Genomic DNA, 19,529 nt, shown 5'->3' on the forward strand with positions numbered 1-19,529 from the left:
TTTTTCCTCAAATCAGGAATCCTGTCCTTTAGAAATCTGCTATTGGACAATTTCAACCAAAGTCCAATATTTTTGTCTAATAATACCCTTTTAAAAAAAACTAAACCCGTAAATTCGCAATCATACCTGTTCCTTTACAGCAGACATTAAACAATCTGCACGATATCATTCCAGTGGCCACTATTTACCTTTCTTAATTTAGAGCGTTAAAGATGACAAGTAATAAAATTCCATTAATAAGTTTAATTAAACGTTTGTTTAGTTTTTTTCTTCACTTTCATTTATTTAATTAAACGTTTGTTTAGTTTAATAAAACCCTTCCCAGTAAGCATTTTCTCCTTTCAATCAAACGTTTAATTAGTTTTCTGCCACCTTCATAAATTCAATCAAACGTTTAGTTAGTTTTGAACGCTCCTCAGTCCGCACTTTATTGCGGACTGACCCCTTTTTTAATCATTTTCATGTTTGAGAGGATAGGACTTAGTTTATAGAAAATTTCGCATACTATGCTAGTATAGTGAATGAAAGTAAATGAATGGAGGGAAACAAAGTGCTGCCAAATTTTGAAGAAAATCTACATAAATATGCAAGATTACTTGTTGCAAAAGGAATCAATGTTCAGCCTGGTGATTGGGTTAAAATGACGATCACCGTTGACCAGGCCCCATTAGCACGTTATATCACGAAAGAAGCCTATGCACTAGGTGCTGAAAAGGTAATTGTAAAATGGTCTGATGATGAAATTAGTAAACTGAATTACTTACATCAGCCATTTGAGGTACTAACCAACATTCCTGACTACGAAATTCAGGAGTCTGAAGATCATGTTTTAAATCATCGTGTAAGCCGGCTTTCGATTGTTTCAAGTGATCCTGGTTTATTAAATGAAGTCGATCCTGCTAAAATTGCTGCCTACCAAAGTACAGCCGGAAAGGCCTTCAAGGCTCAACGTGTGGATACACAAAATGATGATTTAAAATGGACAGTTGCTGCGGCTGCCGGAGCTGGCTGGGCAGCTAAGGTCTTCCCTGACTTATCCACCTCGGAAGAACAAGTGGATGCCCTTTGGGACCAAATTTTTAAAACCTGCCGTGTTTATGCAGATGACCCAGTAGCTGCCTGGGATGAGCATAAAAAGACGTTGAACGAAAAAGCAGCAAAATTAAATGAGATTCAGTTTGATGCTTTGCATTACACTGCCCCTGGTACTGATTTGACTCTAGGCCTGCCTAAAAATCATATTTGGATGAGTGCGGAAAGCCATAATCCAAAAGGTGAGCAATTTATCGCTAATATGCCGACAGAAGAGGTCTATACAGCACCTGATACCCACCGTATGGATGGTGTAGTACGCAGCACAAAGCCGCTTAGCTATGCTGGGACATTAATTGAAGGCATCGAGGTACACTTTAAAGACGGAAAAATTGTTGATATTTCGGCTAAAAAAGGCGATGAAACCATTAAGAAATTAGTTTTTGACAATGAAGGCGGAACCGGCTTGGGTGAAGTTGCTCTAGTTCCAGACCCATCCCCTATTTCTCAATCTGGGATAACCTTCTTTACTACTCTATATGATGAGAATGCATCCAACCACTTAGCCATAGGGGCAGCTTATCCTACTACGATTCAAGGTGGTACGAAGATGAGTGAAGAGGAATTATTAAAACATGGCATGAATACTTCGACCGTTCATGTTGACTTTATGATTGGTTCTGACAAAATGAATATTGATGGCATCAAACAAGATGGTACCATCGTTCCTATCTTCCGTAATGGGGACTGGGCATTCTAAAGAAAAGCGCAAGCGTAAAAAAACAATCCAGTTTCATGAAGCTGGATTGTTTTTTATGGACCTTATTGAAAAGGGATATTTAGTCCCCGTTAACCACACGAAGTGGTACATCTCGTTCATCTACAGGGATAATAGCATCTGTTAAATTTTGTTCGAGTAATAGTAAATAATTATTTTTAACTTTTTCCGTCCAGTTTAGTTTCTCAGCCATGTAGGCAAGCACCTGACTTTTCCATCTTTGCACTGTTTGAATATCAAACAAAATAGCTCCAGTACGGCGGTTAAAGAAATCAATTGGTGTTACAACCATCTCATGTTCAATTCCATAAATTAATTTTGCAAAAAGAGGCAGCGGTAAATCATATTCCACTGCATCAGCTGCATTCTCCTTGAGAATGTTAAAAACAGCAGCTGCGTTCGAGCCATACATTCTCGTTAAATGTTCCGCTTCTGCTTTTGTTAGTCCAGCTTCCTCTCCTTTTTTAAGCATCTTAGCAACATAACTATTAAAATTACTAGAACCTCCCACATCTCCACCAGAAATCGGCAAATGCTTTGTTTGACAAGGTGAGAACCTTCTTGATTCTTCTAATTGAAATATAGATACTAATCGATCAACTACAATTTCAGCCATTTTACGATAACCCGTTAATTTACCTCCAGCAATTGTAAGTAATCCTGATTCAGATTCCCAAATCTCATCTTTTCGAGAGATTTCAGACGCACTTTTTCCTTCTTCATAAATCAGCGGGCGAACACCTGCCCAGCTTGATTCAATATCTTTCTCGCTTATCTTTACTTCTGGGAACATATAATTGATAGCATTGATAATATAACTCCGATCAGCAACAGTCATGTTAGGATTTACTGCATCCTCATTATAGAAAGTATCAGTCGTTCCAACATATGCCTTCCCATCACGAGGAATCGCAAATACCATTCTTCCATCAGGTGTATCAAAGTATATAGCTTGCTTTAAAGGGAATCGTGACTGATCAATCACCAGGTGAACACCTTTAGACAGCTGCAGCACTTTTCCTTTTTTTGAATGATCCATTTCGCGGATTTTATCAACCCACGGTCCCGCCGCATTGACCACCTTCTTCGCATGGATTTCGTATTTGTAACCGGTTAACAGATCTTGTACAAGTGCTCCAATCACTTTTCCATTGTTGTAAAGCAACTCCATTACCTTTGTATAATTGCTGGCAGTGGCACCTTTTTCAACGGCAGCCTTCATTACTTCAATCGTCAGACGGGCATCGTCCGTACGATATTCTACGTAATAACCGCCTCCCTTTAATCCTAATTTCTTAACCAGCGGTTCTTTGGCAAGTGTCTCTTCAGCTGAAAGCATTTTTCTACGTTCTTGCTTTTTCACTCCCGCTAAAAAATCATAAACCCGCAGGCCAATGGATGTACTTAACTTACCAAACGTTCCCCCTTGGTGGATCGGTAATAACATCCATTCTGGTGTCGTTACATGGGGACCATTCTCATAAACGATGGCCCGTTCTTTTCCAACCTCAGCTACCATCTTTATTTCAAATTGTTTTAAATATCGTAAGCCGCCATGAACGAGTTTTGTTGATCTGCTTGATGTGCCGGCAGCAAAATCCTGCATCTCAACAAGGGCTGTTTTCAATCCACGTGATTCGGCATCCAAGGCTATCCCAGCGCCGGTAATACCGCCTCCAATAACTAATACATCAAATGTTTCACCTTTTAATTTATTAACTATCTCTTTTCGTTGTAAGGTTGAAAATTTCATCGTCTCTTCCTCCCGATTACGTATCTTATTATTTACATATGCATTGAAGTATAGGATGGAAATAGAAAAAGACCACAAAAGACATTATCCAATCGCGATAATGTTTTTGTGGTCTCTCCGACTTCTCCTGACAAATATTAACTTAGGTTTATCTTACCATATTGAATCATCGAGATACAACTATTATTATTTGAAGGCCATTGCGGCTTTAACTGCCTTTTGCCAGCCATCATATAGATTGTTTCGATTGTCGTCTGTCATTTTTGGATGAAACTTACAGTCTACCGCCCATTGTTTTGCGATTTCCTCTTGGCTTTCCCAGAAACCGACTGCCAGTCCCGCTAAATAAGCAGCTCCCAATGCAGTCGTTTCGTTTACAACTGGACGTTCAACCGGGACGTTTAATAGATCACTTTGGAACTCCATTAAAAAGTTATTTTTTACAGCACCGCCATCAACACGTAGTGCTTTCAGTTTAATTCCAGAATCTGCTTCCATTGCGGATAATACATCCTTTGTTTGATACGCTAATGACTCAAGTGTTGCCCGGATAAAGTGTTCCTTGGATGTTCCCCTTGTTAAACCAAACACAGCCCCGCGGACATCACTATCCCAATAAGGTGTTCCTAATCCAACAAAAGCAGGGACGACATACACACCTTCAGTAGATTCAACCTTTTTCGCATATTCCTCACTATCTTTGGCGTCCTTGAACATTCTTAAGCCGTCACGCAGCCATTGGATTGCTGAACCTGCTACGAAAATACTTCCTTCCAGTGCATATTCTACTTTTCCATTTAATCCCCATGCAAGGGTAGTTAATAAGCCATGTTCAGACCGAACTGCTTTTTCTCCCGTATTCATTAACATAAAACAGCCTGTGCCATATGTGTTTTTAGCCATACCGTCTTCAAAACAAGCCTGGCCAAACAATGCTGCCTGCTGATCCCCTGCCACTCCTGCAATCGGGATTTCTTTGCCAAAGAAATGGTAATCAATGGTGTTTGCATAAACTTCTGATGAAGGGCGTACATCCGGGAGCATTGATTTTGGAACCCCAAGTATTTCTAATAATTCATCGTCCCATTTTAGGTCATAAATATTAAACATTAGTGTACGAGATGCATTAGAATAATCCGTTACATGGGCACGGCCTCCGGAGAGCTTCCAAATCAGCCAGGTATCGATTGTTCCAAACAAAAGCTTGCCCTGCTCTGCTTTGTCGCGAGCACCCTCTATATTGTCAAGGATCCATTTCACTTTGGTTCCAGAAAAATAGGCATCAATGAGAAGTCCTGTCTTTTCACGGAAAAGATCATTATATCCCTTCTCTTTCAGCTGTTCACAAATTTCACTTGTCTGGCGAGACTGCCAAACAAGTGCATTGTATACTGGCTCTCCCGTTTCCTTATCCCATACAACCGTTGTTTCACGCTGATTGGTGATACCGATTCCGGAAATCTGTTCAGGTTTGATGCCTGACTCAGAGAGCACTCCTGCTATGACAGAAAGAATGGAACCCCAAATTTCATTTGCGTTATGTTCCACCCATCCTGGCTTCGGAAAGTGCTGTGTAAATTCCTTTTGGGCAGTATGAACAATTTCTCCATTTTTATTAAAAAGAATAGCCCTTGAGCTTGTAGTACCTTGATCTAAAGATAAAATATACTTTTCCATAATAGATTCCTCCATTTATAAAATAACTTCCTATTAAGCTACTTGGTTAGCCTGACTTCTAAGAGAACTCTGCTTTTTACTAGATACAAATGAAAGTAATAGGACCACAAAACTGATTCCTAATACAATCCAAAGAGACCCTGTTGCTTTTCCTAAAAAGACTGTTTTATAAAAAACTGCCCCGAGGCAGCCGCCTAAAAGCGGTCCGACAACCGGAATCCATGAATAGCCCCAATTAGAACTTCCCTTTCCACTGATTGGCAATAAGAAGTGAGCAATTCGCGGACCAAGGTCACGAGCTGGATTGATTGCATAACCAGTTGTCCCACCTAAAGACATCCCAATGACCACAATTAATAAACCGACTGCAAGTGGATTTAATCCTTCTGTAAATTTATTAGCTCCAATAAATAATAGACCAAGAACAAGGATAAATGTACCAATAATTTCACTTAATAGATTTGAGAAAGTATGCGGTATAGCAGGACTTGTTGCAAATACCCCAAGCTTTGTTGCAGGATCCTCCGTCTCCTTCCAGTGTGGCAGGTAATGTAAATAAATTAACACCGATCCTAAAATAGCACCAAGCATTTGTGCCAAAATATAGGATGGTACATCAGACCAAGGAAAATCTCCATTTAGTGCAAAGGCTATTGTGACAGCCGGGTTTAAGTGAGCTCCACTCACCGACCCTACTGCAAATACTCCCATTGTTACTGCAAGTCCCCATGCAACTGTAATTACGATCCATCCCGCATTATTGGAATATGACTTCTTTAAAGAAGAGCCAGCCCCAATTCCTGCACCAAACACAATAAGAATCATTGTTCCAATCATTTCCCCAACGAATGGTGTCATTTTTCTTTCCCTCTCTCTTTTATAGTATTTTTCCTGTTACGTCTAGGCTGTAAACGAAAAAAAAAGAGATTCACAACAGACTGAACCCATTAATGGGCCTCTGTGTGAATCTCCTTATCTCCGTCACAAAATATTAACTTAAGACGAGTATAGTACGAGGTTGAAAGCGGTGTCAATCTTTTTTTATGATTAAAATAGTATTAACGTTAAAAACTAATTGGCAAAATGGTTCCATAGCTCTTTTTTAGATGTGGTAATTCCAGAGGCACCGGCTTCTAATGCAGCATAAACGTCTTCAGAAGTTCGAATGAGCCCTCCAGCTAAAATAGGTGTTTTCACTCGTTCTTTTACCTCCGTTATCATTTTAGGCATTGCTCCAGGAAGTACTTCAATATAATCTGGCTGTGTTTTTTCAATTAGCTTGTAGCTTTTTTCAAGTGCATGACTATCAATTAAAAAAATCCTTTGTACGGCAACTACACCTTTTTGCTTTGCCTTTTGGATGACACTTGACTTGGTTGAAATTAATCCATAAGGCTTGAATTCTTGGCAGATATATTCGGTTGCATATTCATCATTTTTAATTCCATGGATTAAATCAACATGATAAATCATTTTTTTATTGTGTTCCTTTGCCATTAAGTTAATATTTTTTAGTTGTGCTATGTGCATATCTAAATAAACACCGATTTCATACGGGCTTTTTAAGAAGTTCTCAAATTCCTTCATATTCCCAGAAGCAGGTAATATCTTTTGTTCCAAATGACTCAATCCCCTTTGTACCAACTTTTCTACTATCTTAAAGACAAAATCTTTATTATTCAATAGCAAAAAAGAGGCAGGCCCCCGCCACTTTAACGCAGCGGGAGACTAACCCCTTTTCTCTTATTTCTTTAACAAATCATAATATCTGATTACTTCTTTGGTAATTTCGCTATTTTCAGCCAATCCGCTTACTTCTTTTAAGACAGCTGATAACCCGTTTTCCTTTATCATAGCTTGCAGCTTTACAGCCTCTGGATCTTCTTGGTAATCAAACAGCAGAGCGGAAGCAATTGCCCTTGCAAGATTAGTGAAGGAAAGTCCGGCTTTATTTGCTTCAACAGCAGGACGTACGAGACGATCATTAGGACCAAGCTTACGGAGAGGAGAACGTCCTACTCTGGTCACATCATCATTTAAATAAGCATTTTGGAAACGATGAATAATCTTATCGATGTATTGGCCATGTTCTTCAGGATTTAATCCATATTGATGAATTAAATAGGCACCTGTTTCACCTAGCGTCGCTTGTACTTGTTTTACTATTTCTTCATCTGCCAATGTCTGGTCAATAGTAGACTTCTTCTCTAGATATCCCAAGTACGCAATTACGGCATGACCTGTGTTTACGGTAAATAATTTCCGTTCAATAAACGGAGCAAGATCAGCAACCATTTTCATCCCTTCAACTGGTGGAATGTTTTCACTGGTTTCTACTACCCATTCATAATAAGGTTCTACTAACACATCAAGTGATCCTTGATTATTTTGAAGTGGAACGATTCGGTCAACTGCCGAATTAAAGAAGTATACCTTACCTTCTAATTTCTCCTTGGTTTCACTATCTAAATGTTCAAAGATATATCCTTTTAATAAGTCGGTAGCTGAAATTTGATTTTCGCACGCTATTACATACAGCTTTTCATCATTATTCTTTACTCTTTCAGCCAATCCTTTAGCAATTAACGGTGCAATATGTGGAAGAATATTCGGCCCTATCGCAGTGGTTAGATAGACAGCTTGTTTGATGGCTTCTATTACTTCACTTTCTTGCGTCATATTATTTAATCCGGAAACATTCTTGATCGTCATACTTTCTTGTTCAACTGTGGCTAATTTTACTTGGTATTGTTTTTCCTCATTTAACTGATTAATGATTTGGTCAGCAATATCCACAAAGGTAACATGATAGCCAGACTGTGAAAAAAGCGCCCCGATAAATCCTCTTCCAATGTTCCCTGCTCCAAAATGAACTGCTAATTCCATTCTAATCATTCCTTTATAATTTTTGTTTGGAGATAATGTAAAAAAATCGCCTCTAATTTTGCGCGAATCACTTGTTCATTTGATGATGAAAAAATCATAATGGCTTCATGGTTTTCAATCAAACTAGTGCTAATCAAGCTTACTATCTCCTGCTCTCTCACGCTTAATTCCTCAGGAGCGAGCAATAACAGTAAGGTTTTCATGTACATATCCTTCCCATCCATACCTTTGACCACAATCGGTTTATGTAAATGTGAGATTTGAAAAATAAGTTCATGAATATTCTTATCTCTGCAATGGAAAAGGCCCATTCCAGTACCCGGTATCCCCAGACCGCCTTTTCTTTCCCGCTCCCTTAACGAGGCTAGGACATCTATACTTGAGGTTAAAAGCTTTTGTTTTTGGATCGTAATGATCATTTCTGCCAACACTTTCTCATGATCATTTACATGCCGCATTTTATAAACTCTGAAATTTGTTAATATAGCCTCAATACTTTTTTGTACAGTCCTGAGCAGGTCTAACACTTCATAAATGGTTCCACTTGGTTTAACTCCCATAGAAGAGGGATTTGTTTCTGAAAAGGGTAGATAATTCTTTTTTTCCGTCACCCTTTCCAGGTTATTTCTTAAAAAGTTTCTAATTGATAGAATGTTCTCCTCTGTTAAAAGTGGAGAAACCAAAAGATAGTCAATGTCTAAAAAAGGGAGCTTGACGGTAGAAATGACTAGATCAAACCTTTTCAAATTAGTCTGATCCTGGATTTCTTTCATTGACTTTATTTCAATATGGTCAATACCAATAATCTCCTTTTTTATCCTGCTTGCTAACATTTTGGATGTCCCAATACCTGTTGGACAGACAATTAAGGCATTTATCGATAATTTCTCTTCCCGCATCACTAAGGCAGATCCAAAATGAAGGACAATAAAGGCAATTTCATCATCCGGGATAGAATCAATATCAGTAAACAGCTTTTCAACACTATTTTTAACTGCTATAAACAGAAATGGATACTTCTGTTTTATTTCCTCTTTTAAGGGATTAAACAATCCCATTTGTTGTTTAATACGATACAGTGATGGTTCCATGTGAGCTAAAAGCCCCTGATACAAGGAAAAGTCATTCGTAAGATCGATATGAAGCTGTGATGAAACGTCCTGTATAAGGATCTTTACCATTTTACTTAGAACAAGGCTATCATAAGGCACAGCATCTACTGACTGAAGCTTAGATCCCTTTAAGATTACAGCCAAATAAATCAGGTCTTGTTCCCTAAATGTTACCGAGAAGGCCTTTTCAAGCTGACCGCATATTTCATTAATGAGATTATATTCAATCTGCAGGTTATTCATAGACTCTGCATCTTCTTCTAGTAGGAAGAGAGCTTCTGTCCGTTGCATGGTTATACCTATATGTACAATGAGTCCGATGTAATCATTATCGGCTAAACGTTGCTGTGTATTACTAAAAATAGTATTCACTAGCCGGTCTATCACAACGATGTATTCTGGAAGAAAGTAGTTCACAATTAATTCTTGAGTATATTTTCCGTTTTCCAATAAAAATAAACTCTCAATTAACTCTTCATAAAAATACAACAAAAAGTAGCTAGCCAGTGCTTTTCGTTTTGCTGACTCTGTTCCCGTAAGATCAACGCCAACTCCTCTTTTCCTTGTAATCGCCACATTAAACGGGCTTAACCATTCTGTCAATTCCTCTATATAGGTTGTTATCGTTGCGTTACTAACACCGAGTTCCATTGCTAAAGATTGAATTTTAAAGGCATCCTCCTGCATCAGGACAATCAGCAGCTGCAATTTCTTTTCCTCAGGAGTTTGATCGATTGGAACCATACTCAATACCTTCTGTACTAACCGAAAGATATTTTCGTTCTTTCCCTCAATCCTAAGCCCTGTTTCCAAGTTGCGAACTAAGTGAAGATCGAACGTTTGAAGGATCTTTTCTACCCCGCTTAAATCACGGTGAACTGTACGGCCGCTTACATTTAAGTGGTTCGCAAGTGATGCGGCTGTTTGTTTTCCCGATGTTTTAATAAGTAATTCAATAATTGCCTTTTCCCTTGTTGTTATATACATGCTACCAGCTCGTTTCTGTGATAGTAACATACTGAGAACTCACCGATTGGTAAGTATTATGAATGAGGATGGAGGCATAACACTTATTTTCTAGCTGTGTTAAATTTGAATGTTGATTTCCGTTTCAGGCGCGAGCGGTTCGCGGGCGGTCCGGGGAGCATCCTCGGCGCTTAAGCGCCTGTGGGGTCTCCCCAGCCCCGTACTCCCGCAGGAGTCTTCGCGCCTTCCACTCCAATCAACATTGCTCAATATCAACAGTACCTATTAACACAGCCAATTTCTAAAAAAGTGAATAGAAAAGCGGCAGAACGGCTTTTCTATTCACAAACTATCCTAATGATTACTTATCATTTAAAATGTTGATAATTTCTCTTGCTGATTTTGCTTCCACTAATTTTTCAATATTTGCCATATCTGAACATGTAACAGCAATTCCAGATAAGATTTCGAGATGTGTACCATCTTTACCGGCAATACCAAAGATTAATCGAACCTTTTGGCCATCAAAATCGACACCATCTGGAACTTGTAATACGGTAAATCCGGAATTTAAGACATCCTTTTTCGCATCTTCTGTTCCATGTGGGATCGCTACATCATTCCCCATATAAGTTGATGTCATTTCATCTCTTGCAATCATGGCATCGATATAGCTTTCTTTTACGTATCCAGCCTTAACCAACGCTCTTCCTGCAAAACGAATCGCCTCTTCTTTCGTAGCGAATGACTGATTTAAAAAGATATTTTCCTCACGAAGTAATGCATCTTCCGCTTGATTTCTTCCATCAGGAACATTCGCTTCCGCATCTTCAACAATCTCTTGAAGGTCAGCGGTTTCCGGATTTTTAAGCTGGTTAATTAATTTATCATATTCCGGACTCGATAAGAAATTCTCGACTGAAATATGGTATGCATTCGGCAATTTATTCTGTGCTCTAGGTGTTAACTCTTCCTGTGTAACAACAATCTGAGCATCAGCTGGCAAATTACTGATAGCCGTATTTGTAACGGAAATATTCAATCCCGCTTCTTTTACTTTTTTCCGCAGCAAGGATGCACCCATCGCACTTGAACCCATTCCTGCATCACAAGCGAACACAATCTTGTTTACTGTTTCAGGCATTGCAACGGAATTAGAAGCAAAGACATTAGAAACCGAACTCTTCTTTCCTTTCATTTCCTGCATTTTTTTTGCAGCTTCTTCAATATCTTCATCTTGTTGTTTACCTGTTTTAAGAATAAACGATGAAACAACAAAGGAAACAATTCCTGCTACAAGCACTCCTGCAAGGTTGGCAATATAAGTGCCTGCATGATGCGGGGTGACTGCCATAATAGCAAGGATACTACCCGGTGATGCAGGAGCAAGTAATCCACCGCCTAAAAGGACTAATGTAAAAACGCCGCTCATTCCACCAAGGATAACTGCCAGGAACAGCATTGGGCGCATTAAGATATAAGGGAAATAGATTTCATGAATTCCACCGAAGAATTGAATAATGGCAGCTCCCGGTGCTGTTCTTTTCGCTGTACCTTTTCCAAAAATACAGTAGGCCAAAAGGACTCCGATACCAGGTCCTGGATTTGCTTCAAGAAGAAATAATAATGATTTTCCTGTTGATTTTGCTTGCTCAACACCAATCGGTGATAATACACCATGGTTAATTGCATTATTTAAGAACAGAATTTTGGCAGGTTCAATAATGATACTTGTTAATGGCAATAATCCCGTGCTTACCAGCCAATCAACACCTGCAACAAGCCAGCCTGTAAATACATCCACAGCTGGACCAATGGCTAAGAATGATAGGATTGCCAGCAATCCACCAAGGATACCTGCTGAAAAGTTATTCACAAGCATTTCAAAGCCCGCTTTAATTTTTCCTTCAACAGATTGGTCAAATTTCTTAATCACCAAACCGCCGAACGGTCCCATGATCATCGCGCCTAAGAACATTGGAATATCTGTTCCGACAATAACACCCATTGTTGCAATGGCACCAACTACTCCTCCGCGTTGGTCATGTACAAGCTTACCACCTGTGTAACCTATCAAAAGCGGAAGTAAGTATGTAACCATTGGGCTGACCATCTTGGCAAGGCTTTCATTCGGAAAGAAACCTGTTGGTATAAATAAGGCCGTGATTAGCCCCCATGCTATGAAAGCTGATATATTCGGCATAACCATCGAACTTAGGAAGTTTCCGAACTTTTGTACAGCTACCTTTATATTAGATTGAGCCATTTGCTCTCATCCCTTCTTTGTTTTAGTACCTATCTATAGTAAGGCACTGACCCACTGCATTCAATAAAGAGTAAAGTGAGATTTGTCACACTTAATGAGACAAACCTATTGTTTCTCAAAGAATATTGAATATACAGCATATCTAACAAAATAGGTTATGCATAAAATGGCTCGCAGCCAACCCTTTATTACTTCTTTACTTGGGCATGATGACTTCGATTTAATTAATTTACATCTTCAAAAATAGCAAGGACCTCATCCGCTGATTGGGCAGTGACGAGTCGCTCGATGTTTTCCTCCTCAGAACATACAATCGCAATATTAGATAATATATCTAGATGTTCATTGTCTTTTCCAGCAATTCCAATCAGAAGCTTAACCATATTTCCAGCCCCAAAATCCACACCTTGCGGAACTTGAACAAATGATATACCAGATTCCTTTACAAATGGCTTGGAATCCTCGGTACCATGTGGAATAGCTACAAAATTCCCCATATAAGTAGATGTTAATTGTTCTCTTTCAAGCATTTTTTCTATATAATCAGCATCCACATAACCTTTTTCTACAAGAATTCCCCCAGTTAATCTAATCGCTTCTTCCTTAGAATCTACGTTTGTGTTTAATAGAATATTTTCTTTCGTTAAGATTGATTTTGTCATCCTTATACACTCCTTAATTCCGTTAATTTATAATCAAAAAATTGCCCCAGTCTTTCTGTTAACAATCCGGCTATTTTTTCCTTGTTATTAGATTGAAAAGTATTAATATTCTCTTCGCTTTCAATTAACAATGAACTTAAAAAACTTAATACCTCCAATGTCTTTTCTGATGCATTGGCAGGTGATAAAAGGAGGACGAGAAATTTCATGTTCATTTCTACACCATCCATACCGATGACTATTATCGGTTTATTTAGTGTCGTGATAGTAAAACTCGGCTTAATGACATATGGAGACCGTGTATGAAATAACGCCATTGCTGTTTCGGGAATACCAATCCCTCCAAGACCTTCTCTTTCGAGGATGGCATCAACTACCTTTTCGACGTCAATGATTCTTTGTTGCAGAAATTCTTTTTGACAGGTCACGGATAATAGCTCTTTAACCGTTTCGTTACCTAGTTCGGTTAAGTCAAATCCCTCTAGAACGGATTCAATCGTCCCTGCATACTCTTTTATCGTTTTCATTTCTTCAATTAACCTTGGAGTAGGCTTCTTACCCTTATTTGGATTGAACATCACCGGAAGTTGTGTCTCTGAACTATTTACAAATTTATATTCATTAATAAAGGAGCGGATTTTTTCTATTTCATCCTTATTCAAGAATGGATTGACCACTATATAGTCCCAGCTATAATCAGGGATAGGGATGGTAGAGATGACAAGCTGAAAATCGGTTTTATCCATTTTTCGAAATTCCATCACCGATACGTTTTGGATGAACCTCAATTCAGGAAACTCTTTTTGTAATCTAGTTGCCAGCATTTTAGAAGTACCAATTCCACTCGAACAAACCACAAGCGTTTTAAAGCTGCCCAGATCTTTGCTGCCCATTAGTACTGCTCCAAAATGCATGACTAGATAGCCAGTTTCTTCATCGGGAACATAAAACTCAGGGAATACCTGGTTTACCGCCTGTTTAACAAGCTCAAATAGATCGGCATAATCCTTTTTAATCTTATCTAACAAAGGGTTACTGATGCCCATCTGTTGCTTTATACGATAGATTGCTGGCTTTAGATGAACACTCAGACCTTCAAAAAGTGAGCGATTTGTCGATAAATCCATCCCTGCCAGCTTCCCTACTATTTCGATCAGCTTTTTCGTTTTTATAGCCGCCTGTATACTTGTATCCTCGATTGAATGTTCATTTTCATGTCTGAGTTTTGCACCCTTTAAGTGCATGGTAATATAAGCTATCTCTGCTTCCGGTATATTAATAGTAAATACTCGTTCTAATTGTGATACTATTTTCTCTGCAAATTTGTATTCCTTCGTAACCTTCTGGTCCTCCAAATAGGAAAAATTGATTTTAATTCCTTCCCCTTTTTGGATTCTTTCTACAGCCAGTGCTAAATGTACCACAAGACCAATATAAGCACTGTCGGCCATTGAGAATGGCAGCTCTTGAACAATCGAATTGACTATGTTTTCAACAATTACCAATTTCTTTTTTTCAACAAGTCCCATTAATCTTTCAGAAATGCTATGAATTTGTTGAGTCGACCTCATTTGGATATTATCCCGTGTTAAAGAAAGGAGCTCTGATTCATCAAGGTATTCTGAAATTAACTGACTCATTGCCCTTCTTTTTGCACTTTCTTCCCCCTCAATTTCAACACCGTAGCCTCTCCTACGAATCAGGGCTAATCCAAACGTTTTTAACCTCTCTTCTAGCTTCGTTAGATCAGAGCTTACCGTTGCAATCGTTACGTTTAAGTCTGAGGCAAGCGCAAGAAGTTTTACAGGTTCACTTGTTTCTAACAATTCACACAGCATAATCGTTTGCCGTTCATCTGGCGTATATTCTTTATGTGAGAGATTAAACAAATAGAGTTCCAATTCCCTAATCTTATTTTGCTCACCCGTTATTTGGACACCCACCCCTGATTTTTTTTGCAATATGAGGTTGTATTCCTCAAGAATATCTTCTATGTTTTTTAAATCTCTATGGATCGTTCTGCCGCTAACACCAATTAATTCTGCCAGGTCTTTCACGGTTGTTTCATCCGGGATTTTTAATAGGACTTCAAGAATTTGTCTTTCTCTAGCCGAAATATACATTTCTCACCTTCCTTATGGGACGATCGCGTCCCTTGAAACGGATGATGTTGCCAAAATTAAAATTTGATACTTACAATATTTATTGTAAATCCATAAAATCCCTTACACAACAAAAGCTATTTATGATTTAGTCCATTGTATTGTTGACATGATTAAAACAAAAGAGTCTAGCATATCTGTCTAGACTCTTTGGCTAACTATTTTTTTAAACTATTTACTAATTCATCATATTTAGGGCTGTTTAAAAAGTTTTCCACAGAGATATGCTTAGCATTCGGCAATTTTGCCTTTGCACGGTCTGTTAAGTCCTTATGAGTCACCACTACGTCAGCATCTGCTGGCAAATTGTTAATGGCGGTATTAGTAACCGTTATACCTAAACCTGCCTTTTGCACCTTATTTCTTAAAATGGATGCCCCCATGGCACTGGAACCCATACCCGCATCACATGCAAAGACAATTTTGTTTACATGTTCAGGTTTCATTTCATTTTGTGTTGTTAAAACAGAGCTTACTGAACTTTTCTTCCCTTTCATTTCTTCCATCTTAGCGGCAGCAGAAGATAAATCCTCCTCAGCTGCAGCCTTACTTGTTCTTAGGATCAGTGAAGCTACTGCAAAAGAGACGCCTGCTGCCACGATTACACCAGCAAGAGTGGCAAAATATCCGCCTTTTGGTGTCATCGCAAGTAATGCAAAGATACTTCCTGGTGATGGAGCTGCGACAAGTCCTGCGTGAAGGATGTTAAAGGTAAATACTCCACTTACACCACCGGCCATTGCTGCAAAAATCAACATAGGCTTCATTAAAATGTATGGGAAGTAAATTTCGTGAATACCACCTAAAAAGTGGATAATTACTGCACCTGGTGCCGTTTGTTTTGCTGTTCCTTTTCCAAATAACCAGTAAGCAAGTAAGATCCCAAGACCAGGACCAGGGTTTGTTTCTAATAAGAATAGAATCGATTTTCCTGCTTTTGTTGCTTGCTCAATGCCCAGTGGGCTTAAAATGCCATGGTTGATCGCATTATTTAAGAATAATACTTTTGCTGGTTCAATAAATATGTTGGCAAGCGGCAGCATGTTATGATCAACGATAAACTGAACTCCCGATGCTAAAAATTTGCTCAATGCTTCAACAACCGGGCCGACACCTTTATAGGCTAATAGTGTCAAAGCACCTCCAAGAATACCTGCTGAGAAGTTATTGACTAGCATTTCAAAACCTGACTTTACTTTTCCTTCAATCAGTTTGTCGAATTTCTTAATAACAAATCCGCCAAGTGGTCCCATAATCATAGCTCCTAAGAACATTGGGATATCGGTTCCGACAATGACACCCATTGTTGCTGTAGCTCCGACTACTCCTCCGCGGATATCATATACCATCCGGCCGCCGGTAAAACCTATTAATAATGGCAATAAGAATGTAATCATTGGGCCGACTAGTGTAGCGAGATCCTTGTTTGGAATCCATCCGGTGGGGATAAATAATGCTGTTATTAGACCCCAAGCAATAAAGGCACCAATATTCGGCATGACCATCCCGCTTAAATAACTTCCGAACTTCTGTATTTTAACTTTTACATCTGATTTCTCTTTAGCAGTCACGTTTACTTCTGACTTCACTTTAACTGTTTCACTCATCAGATTTCCCCCCACTTAATATTTTTTTATCTTTCTAGCTCAATATTAAAACGCTTTCAACTATTCATCAATTGATACTAAATTTCATTTTGTCACTGCGGTTGTTGACAACATTTACTTTTTCTCAAAAAAAGGGAGGCTGACCCAAAAGGTGGTTGACGAATAATTTTTGCACACTCTGTTGACTGGAGCGGAAGGCGCGAAGACTCCTGCGGGAGTACGGGGCTGGGAAGCCCGCGAACCGCTCGCGCCTGGAGCGGAAATCAATAGACTAGTTTAAAGAAGAAAGAAGGTGCACCTAAAAGTTATACTTTTGGGACACCTTCTTTAAAAGTTATTCAGACTGTACTCGCCTGGTGAGATAATAGTTGAACACGATTCAATTTCGTACTCTGCCGAATAATATCATTTTAGTTGGTGGTAAGAAAGAACATTAAATATCAAGTTTACGTGTCCCGATCCATTTCACCATTTCAGGGTCTTGATGTGAAAAGAACAAGCTTTGTTTCGTATCTAAAGCAGCGATTTTCTCCATATCTTCTTGGCCTAATTCAAAGTCAAAGATATTGAAGTTTTCGATGATTCTTTCCTTACGTACAGATTTTGGAATCGCAACAACGCCTCTTTGTGTTAACCAACGTAAAACCACCTGTGCAACGGATTTATTATAATTTTCAGCAATTGATACCAAAGTTTCGTTCTGGAACATGTTATTTTTTCCTTCAGCAAACGGTCCCCAAGACTCAATCTGAACATTGTTTTCTTTCATAAAGTTGTGACTTTCAATTTGTTGATTAAAAACATGTGTTTCGATCTGATTTACGGCTGGAACAACTTCATTATGAATGATTAAATCAATTAGGCGGTCTGAATAGAAGTTACTTACTCCGATTGCTCTGATTTTTTCCTCCCGGTATAATTCCTCCATAGCCCGCCAAGAACCATATACATCGCCGAATGGCTGATGAATCAAATACAAGTCTAAATAATCCAATTGAAGTCTTTTTAGTGAATTGGCAAATGCTTTTTTTGTACTCTCATAACCAGCATCCTGAACCCAAAGTTTTGTTGTGATGAACAATTCCTCTCTTTGCACACCGCTCCGCTTGATTGCTCTGCCGACTGCTTCTTCATTTAGATAGGAGGCAGCCGTATCGATTAGACGGTACCCTGCCATAATTGCATCGTAAACAGCTTGTTCACATTCTTTTTCATCTTGAATCTGATAAACACCAAAACCTAGAATTGGCATATCAACACCATTGTTTAAAATTACTTTTTGCATAAAAAATTCCTCCTGTTAATTAAAGAATGAGTGTCTTTTATTTTCCCACTCTATTTGCGTATTCTGCCGGGTAGCGCTCTCCCGAAATTTCAATCTTTGATAGTGCATCGTTCAAATCATCTAGTTCTTCAGGAGTCAGCTTAACTTCAGCTGTGCCTAGATTTTCTTCCAGACGTTCGAGTTTCCTTGTACCGGGAATCGGAACAATCCATGGCTTCTGAGCAAGTACCCATGCTAGTGCAATTTGAGCAGGAGTTGCATCTTTCCCTACTGCAATCTTCTTGATCAGTTCGACCAATATCTGATTAGCTGCAATATTTTCAGGTTTGAAGCGAGGAACAATACAGCGAAAATCTGAGCTATCAAATGTTGCACTGTTATCAATTTTTCCAGTAAGGAATCCTTTGCCCAGAGGACTGAACGGCACAAAGCCGATTCCAAGTTCTTCAAGGGTAGGCAGCAGTTGTTCTTCAGGACTTCTCCACATCATGGAGTATTCACTTTGAATCGCAGTCAAAGGCTGAACCCCGTGCGCGCGGCGAATCGTTTCCACACCTGCTTCAGAAAGCCCCCAATGTTTAACCTTACCTTCCTTGATTAGGTCTTGTACTACCCCGGCTACTTCCTCAATCGGCACATTTGGATCCACCCGATGCTGATAGTAGAGGTCAATGGTGTCAGCATTTAGACGATTTAGCGAGCCTTCAACTGATTGCCGAATGGTCTCCGGCTTGCTGTCCAACACCTGCTTACCATTTTCCATGTGGATACCAAATTTAGTGGCAATGACCACTTTCCCCTTAAAAGGTCTAAGCGCTTCACCCACCAATTCCTCATTCACATATGGACCATAAACTTCGGCGGTGTCGAAGAAAGTGACGCCTCGATTAATTGCTGCATGAATTAACGAAATCATCTCTTTTTTATCCGATGCCGGACCATAACCATGACTCATCCCCATACAGCCTAGACCTATAGCAGAAACTTCTAAGCCGCTATTTCCTAACATACGATTTTGCATTAGTTATCTTCCTCCCATTTCCACTTAAATCTTAATAAAATGATGGCTTTCTCCAATCTATATCTAGAGATTCCAATGCCCCCAAACATGTATATTTTCCATGTATTAATCATGGTAATCTATCTATTCCCTTATCAATAATTTGATCTTATTTCGTTGAAAATAAAAATGTGTGATAACTTACATCCTCATTATGCAACAAATGAAAATACGACTGGTATCTCAATCCTGTCAAATGATTGCATAATCCTCTCACAACCATTTACGCCGAAAGTATATTAGCTTTATAATGGGACCATCACAAATGAAGAAAACAGAGGAG

13 protein-coding genes are annotated in these 19,529 nt (G+C 39.0%); 1 reads left to right on the plus strand and 12 read right to left on the minus strand.

The window, feature by feature from the left end; translation table 11 throughout:
- Nucleotides 1–535 precede the first annotated feature (535 nt).
- A complete protein-coding gene (locus tag ACZ9EE_RS14900; protein ID WP_476028217.1) occupies nt 536–1,792 on the plus strand; it encodes an aminopeptidase in 1,257 nt (418 codons plus the stop codon).
- 79 nt (nt 1,793–1,871) lie between these two features.
- Here ACZ9EE_RS14900 and ACZ9EE_RS14905 read toward each other — a convergent pair whose 3' ends face one another.
- From ACZ9EE_RS14905 to ACZ9EE_RS14960, 12 genes are all read right to left on the minus strand, one after another.
- Nucleotides 1,872–3,563 (minus strand): glycerol-3-phosphate dehydrogenase/oxidase, encoded by a 1,692-nt coding sequence (locus tag ACZ9EE_RS14905; RefSeq protein ID WP_476028218.1) that lies wholly within the window; start codon nt 3,561–3,563, stop codon nt 1,872–1,874.
- A 186-nt stretch (nt 3,564–3,749) separates the two neighbouring features.
- A complete protein-coding gene (gene glpK / locus ACZ9EE_RS14910) occupies nt 3,750–5,240 on the minus strand; it encodes a glycerol kinase GlpK (protein ID WP_476028221.1) in 1,491 nt (496 codons plus the stop codon).
- A gap of 33 nt (nt 5,241–5,273) precedes the next feature.
- Nucleotides 5,274–6,098 carry an MIP/aquaporin family protein gene (locus ACZ9EE_RS14915; protein ID WP_476028223.1) on the minus strand — a complete coding sequence of 275 codons (825 nt, stop codon included), beginning with the start codon at nt 6,096–6,098 and terminating at the stop codon, nt 5,274–5,276.
- 213 nt (nt 6,099–6,311) lie between these two features.
- Complete coding sequence (locus ACZ9EE_RS14920) at nt 6,312–6,860, minus strand: glycerol-3-phosphate responsive antiterminator (RefSeq protein ID WP_476028224.1); 549 nt, start codon at nt 6,858–6,860, stop codon at nt 6,312–6,314.
- Nucleotides 6,861–6,983: 123 nt separating this feature from the next.
- The gene (locus ACZ9EE_RS14925; protein ID WP_476028226.1) at nt 6,984–8,126 is read right to left on the minus strand and encodes a mannitol-1-phosphate 5-dehydrogenase; all 1,143 of its coding nucleotides are present in this window, start codon (nt 8,124–8,126) and stop codon (nt 6,984–6,986) included.
- Between the two features lie 5 nt (nt 8,127–8,131).
- On the minus strand, nt 8,132–10,255 hold the full coding sequence (locus ACZ9EE_RS14930) for a BglG family transcription antiterminator (protein ID WP_476028228.1): 2,124 nt from the start codon (nt 10,253–10,255) through the stop codon (nt 8,132–8,134).
- A gap of 310 nt (nt 10,256–10,565) precedes the next feature.
- The gene (locus ACZ9EE_RS14935) at nt 10,566–12,470 is read right to left on the minus strand and encodes a PTS mannitol transporter subunit IICBA (RefSeq protein WP_476028230.1); all 1,905 of its coding nucleotides are present in this window, start codon (nt 12,468–12,470) and stop codon (nt 10,566–10,568) included.
- Between the two features lie 224 nt (nt 12,471–12,694).
- Nucleotides 12,695–13,132 (minus strand): PTS mannitol transporter subunit IIA, encoded by a 438-nt coding sequence (locus ACZ9EE_RS14940; protein WP_476028232.1) that lies wholly within the window; start codon nt 13,130–13,132, stop codon nt 12,695–12,697.
- A 2-nt stretch (nt 13,133–13,134) separates the two neighbouring features.
- A complete protein-coding gene (locus ACZ9EE_RS14945) occupies nt 13,135–15,255 on the minus strand; it encodes a BglG family transcription antiterminator (protein ID WP_476028234.1) in 2,121 nt (706 codons plus the stop codon).
- A gap of 197 nt (nt 15,256–15,452) precedes the next feature.
- Nucleotides 15,453–16,901 (minus strand): PTS mannitol transporter subunit IIBC, encoded by a 1,449-nt coding sequence (locus tag ACZ9EE_RS14950; RefSeq protein WP_476028236.1) that lies wholly within the window; start codon nt 16,899–16,901, stop codon nt 15,453–15,455.
- A gap of 433 nt (nt 16,902–17,334) precedes the next feature.
- Nucleotides 17,335–18,186 carry an aldo/keto reductase gene (locus ACZ9EE_RS14955; protein ID WP_476028238.1) on the minus strand — a complete coding sequence of 284 codons (852 nt, stop codon included), beginning with the start codon at nt 18,184–18,186 and terminating at the stop codon, nt 17,335–17,337.
- 37 nt (nt 18,187–18,223) lie between these two features.
- Complete coding sequence (locus ACZ9EE_RS14960; protein ID WP_476028240.1) at nt 18,224–19,207, minus strand: aldo/keto reductase; 984 nt, start codon at nt 19,205–19,207, stop codon at nt 18,224–18,226.
- Between the last annotated feature and the right edge of the window lie 322 nt (nt 19,208–19,529).

Source organism: Bacillus sp. URHA0034, assembly GCF_056280405.1.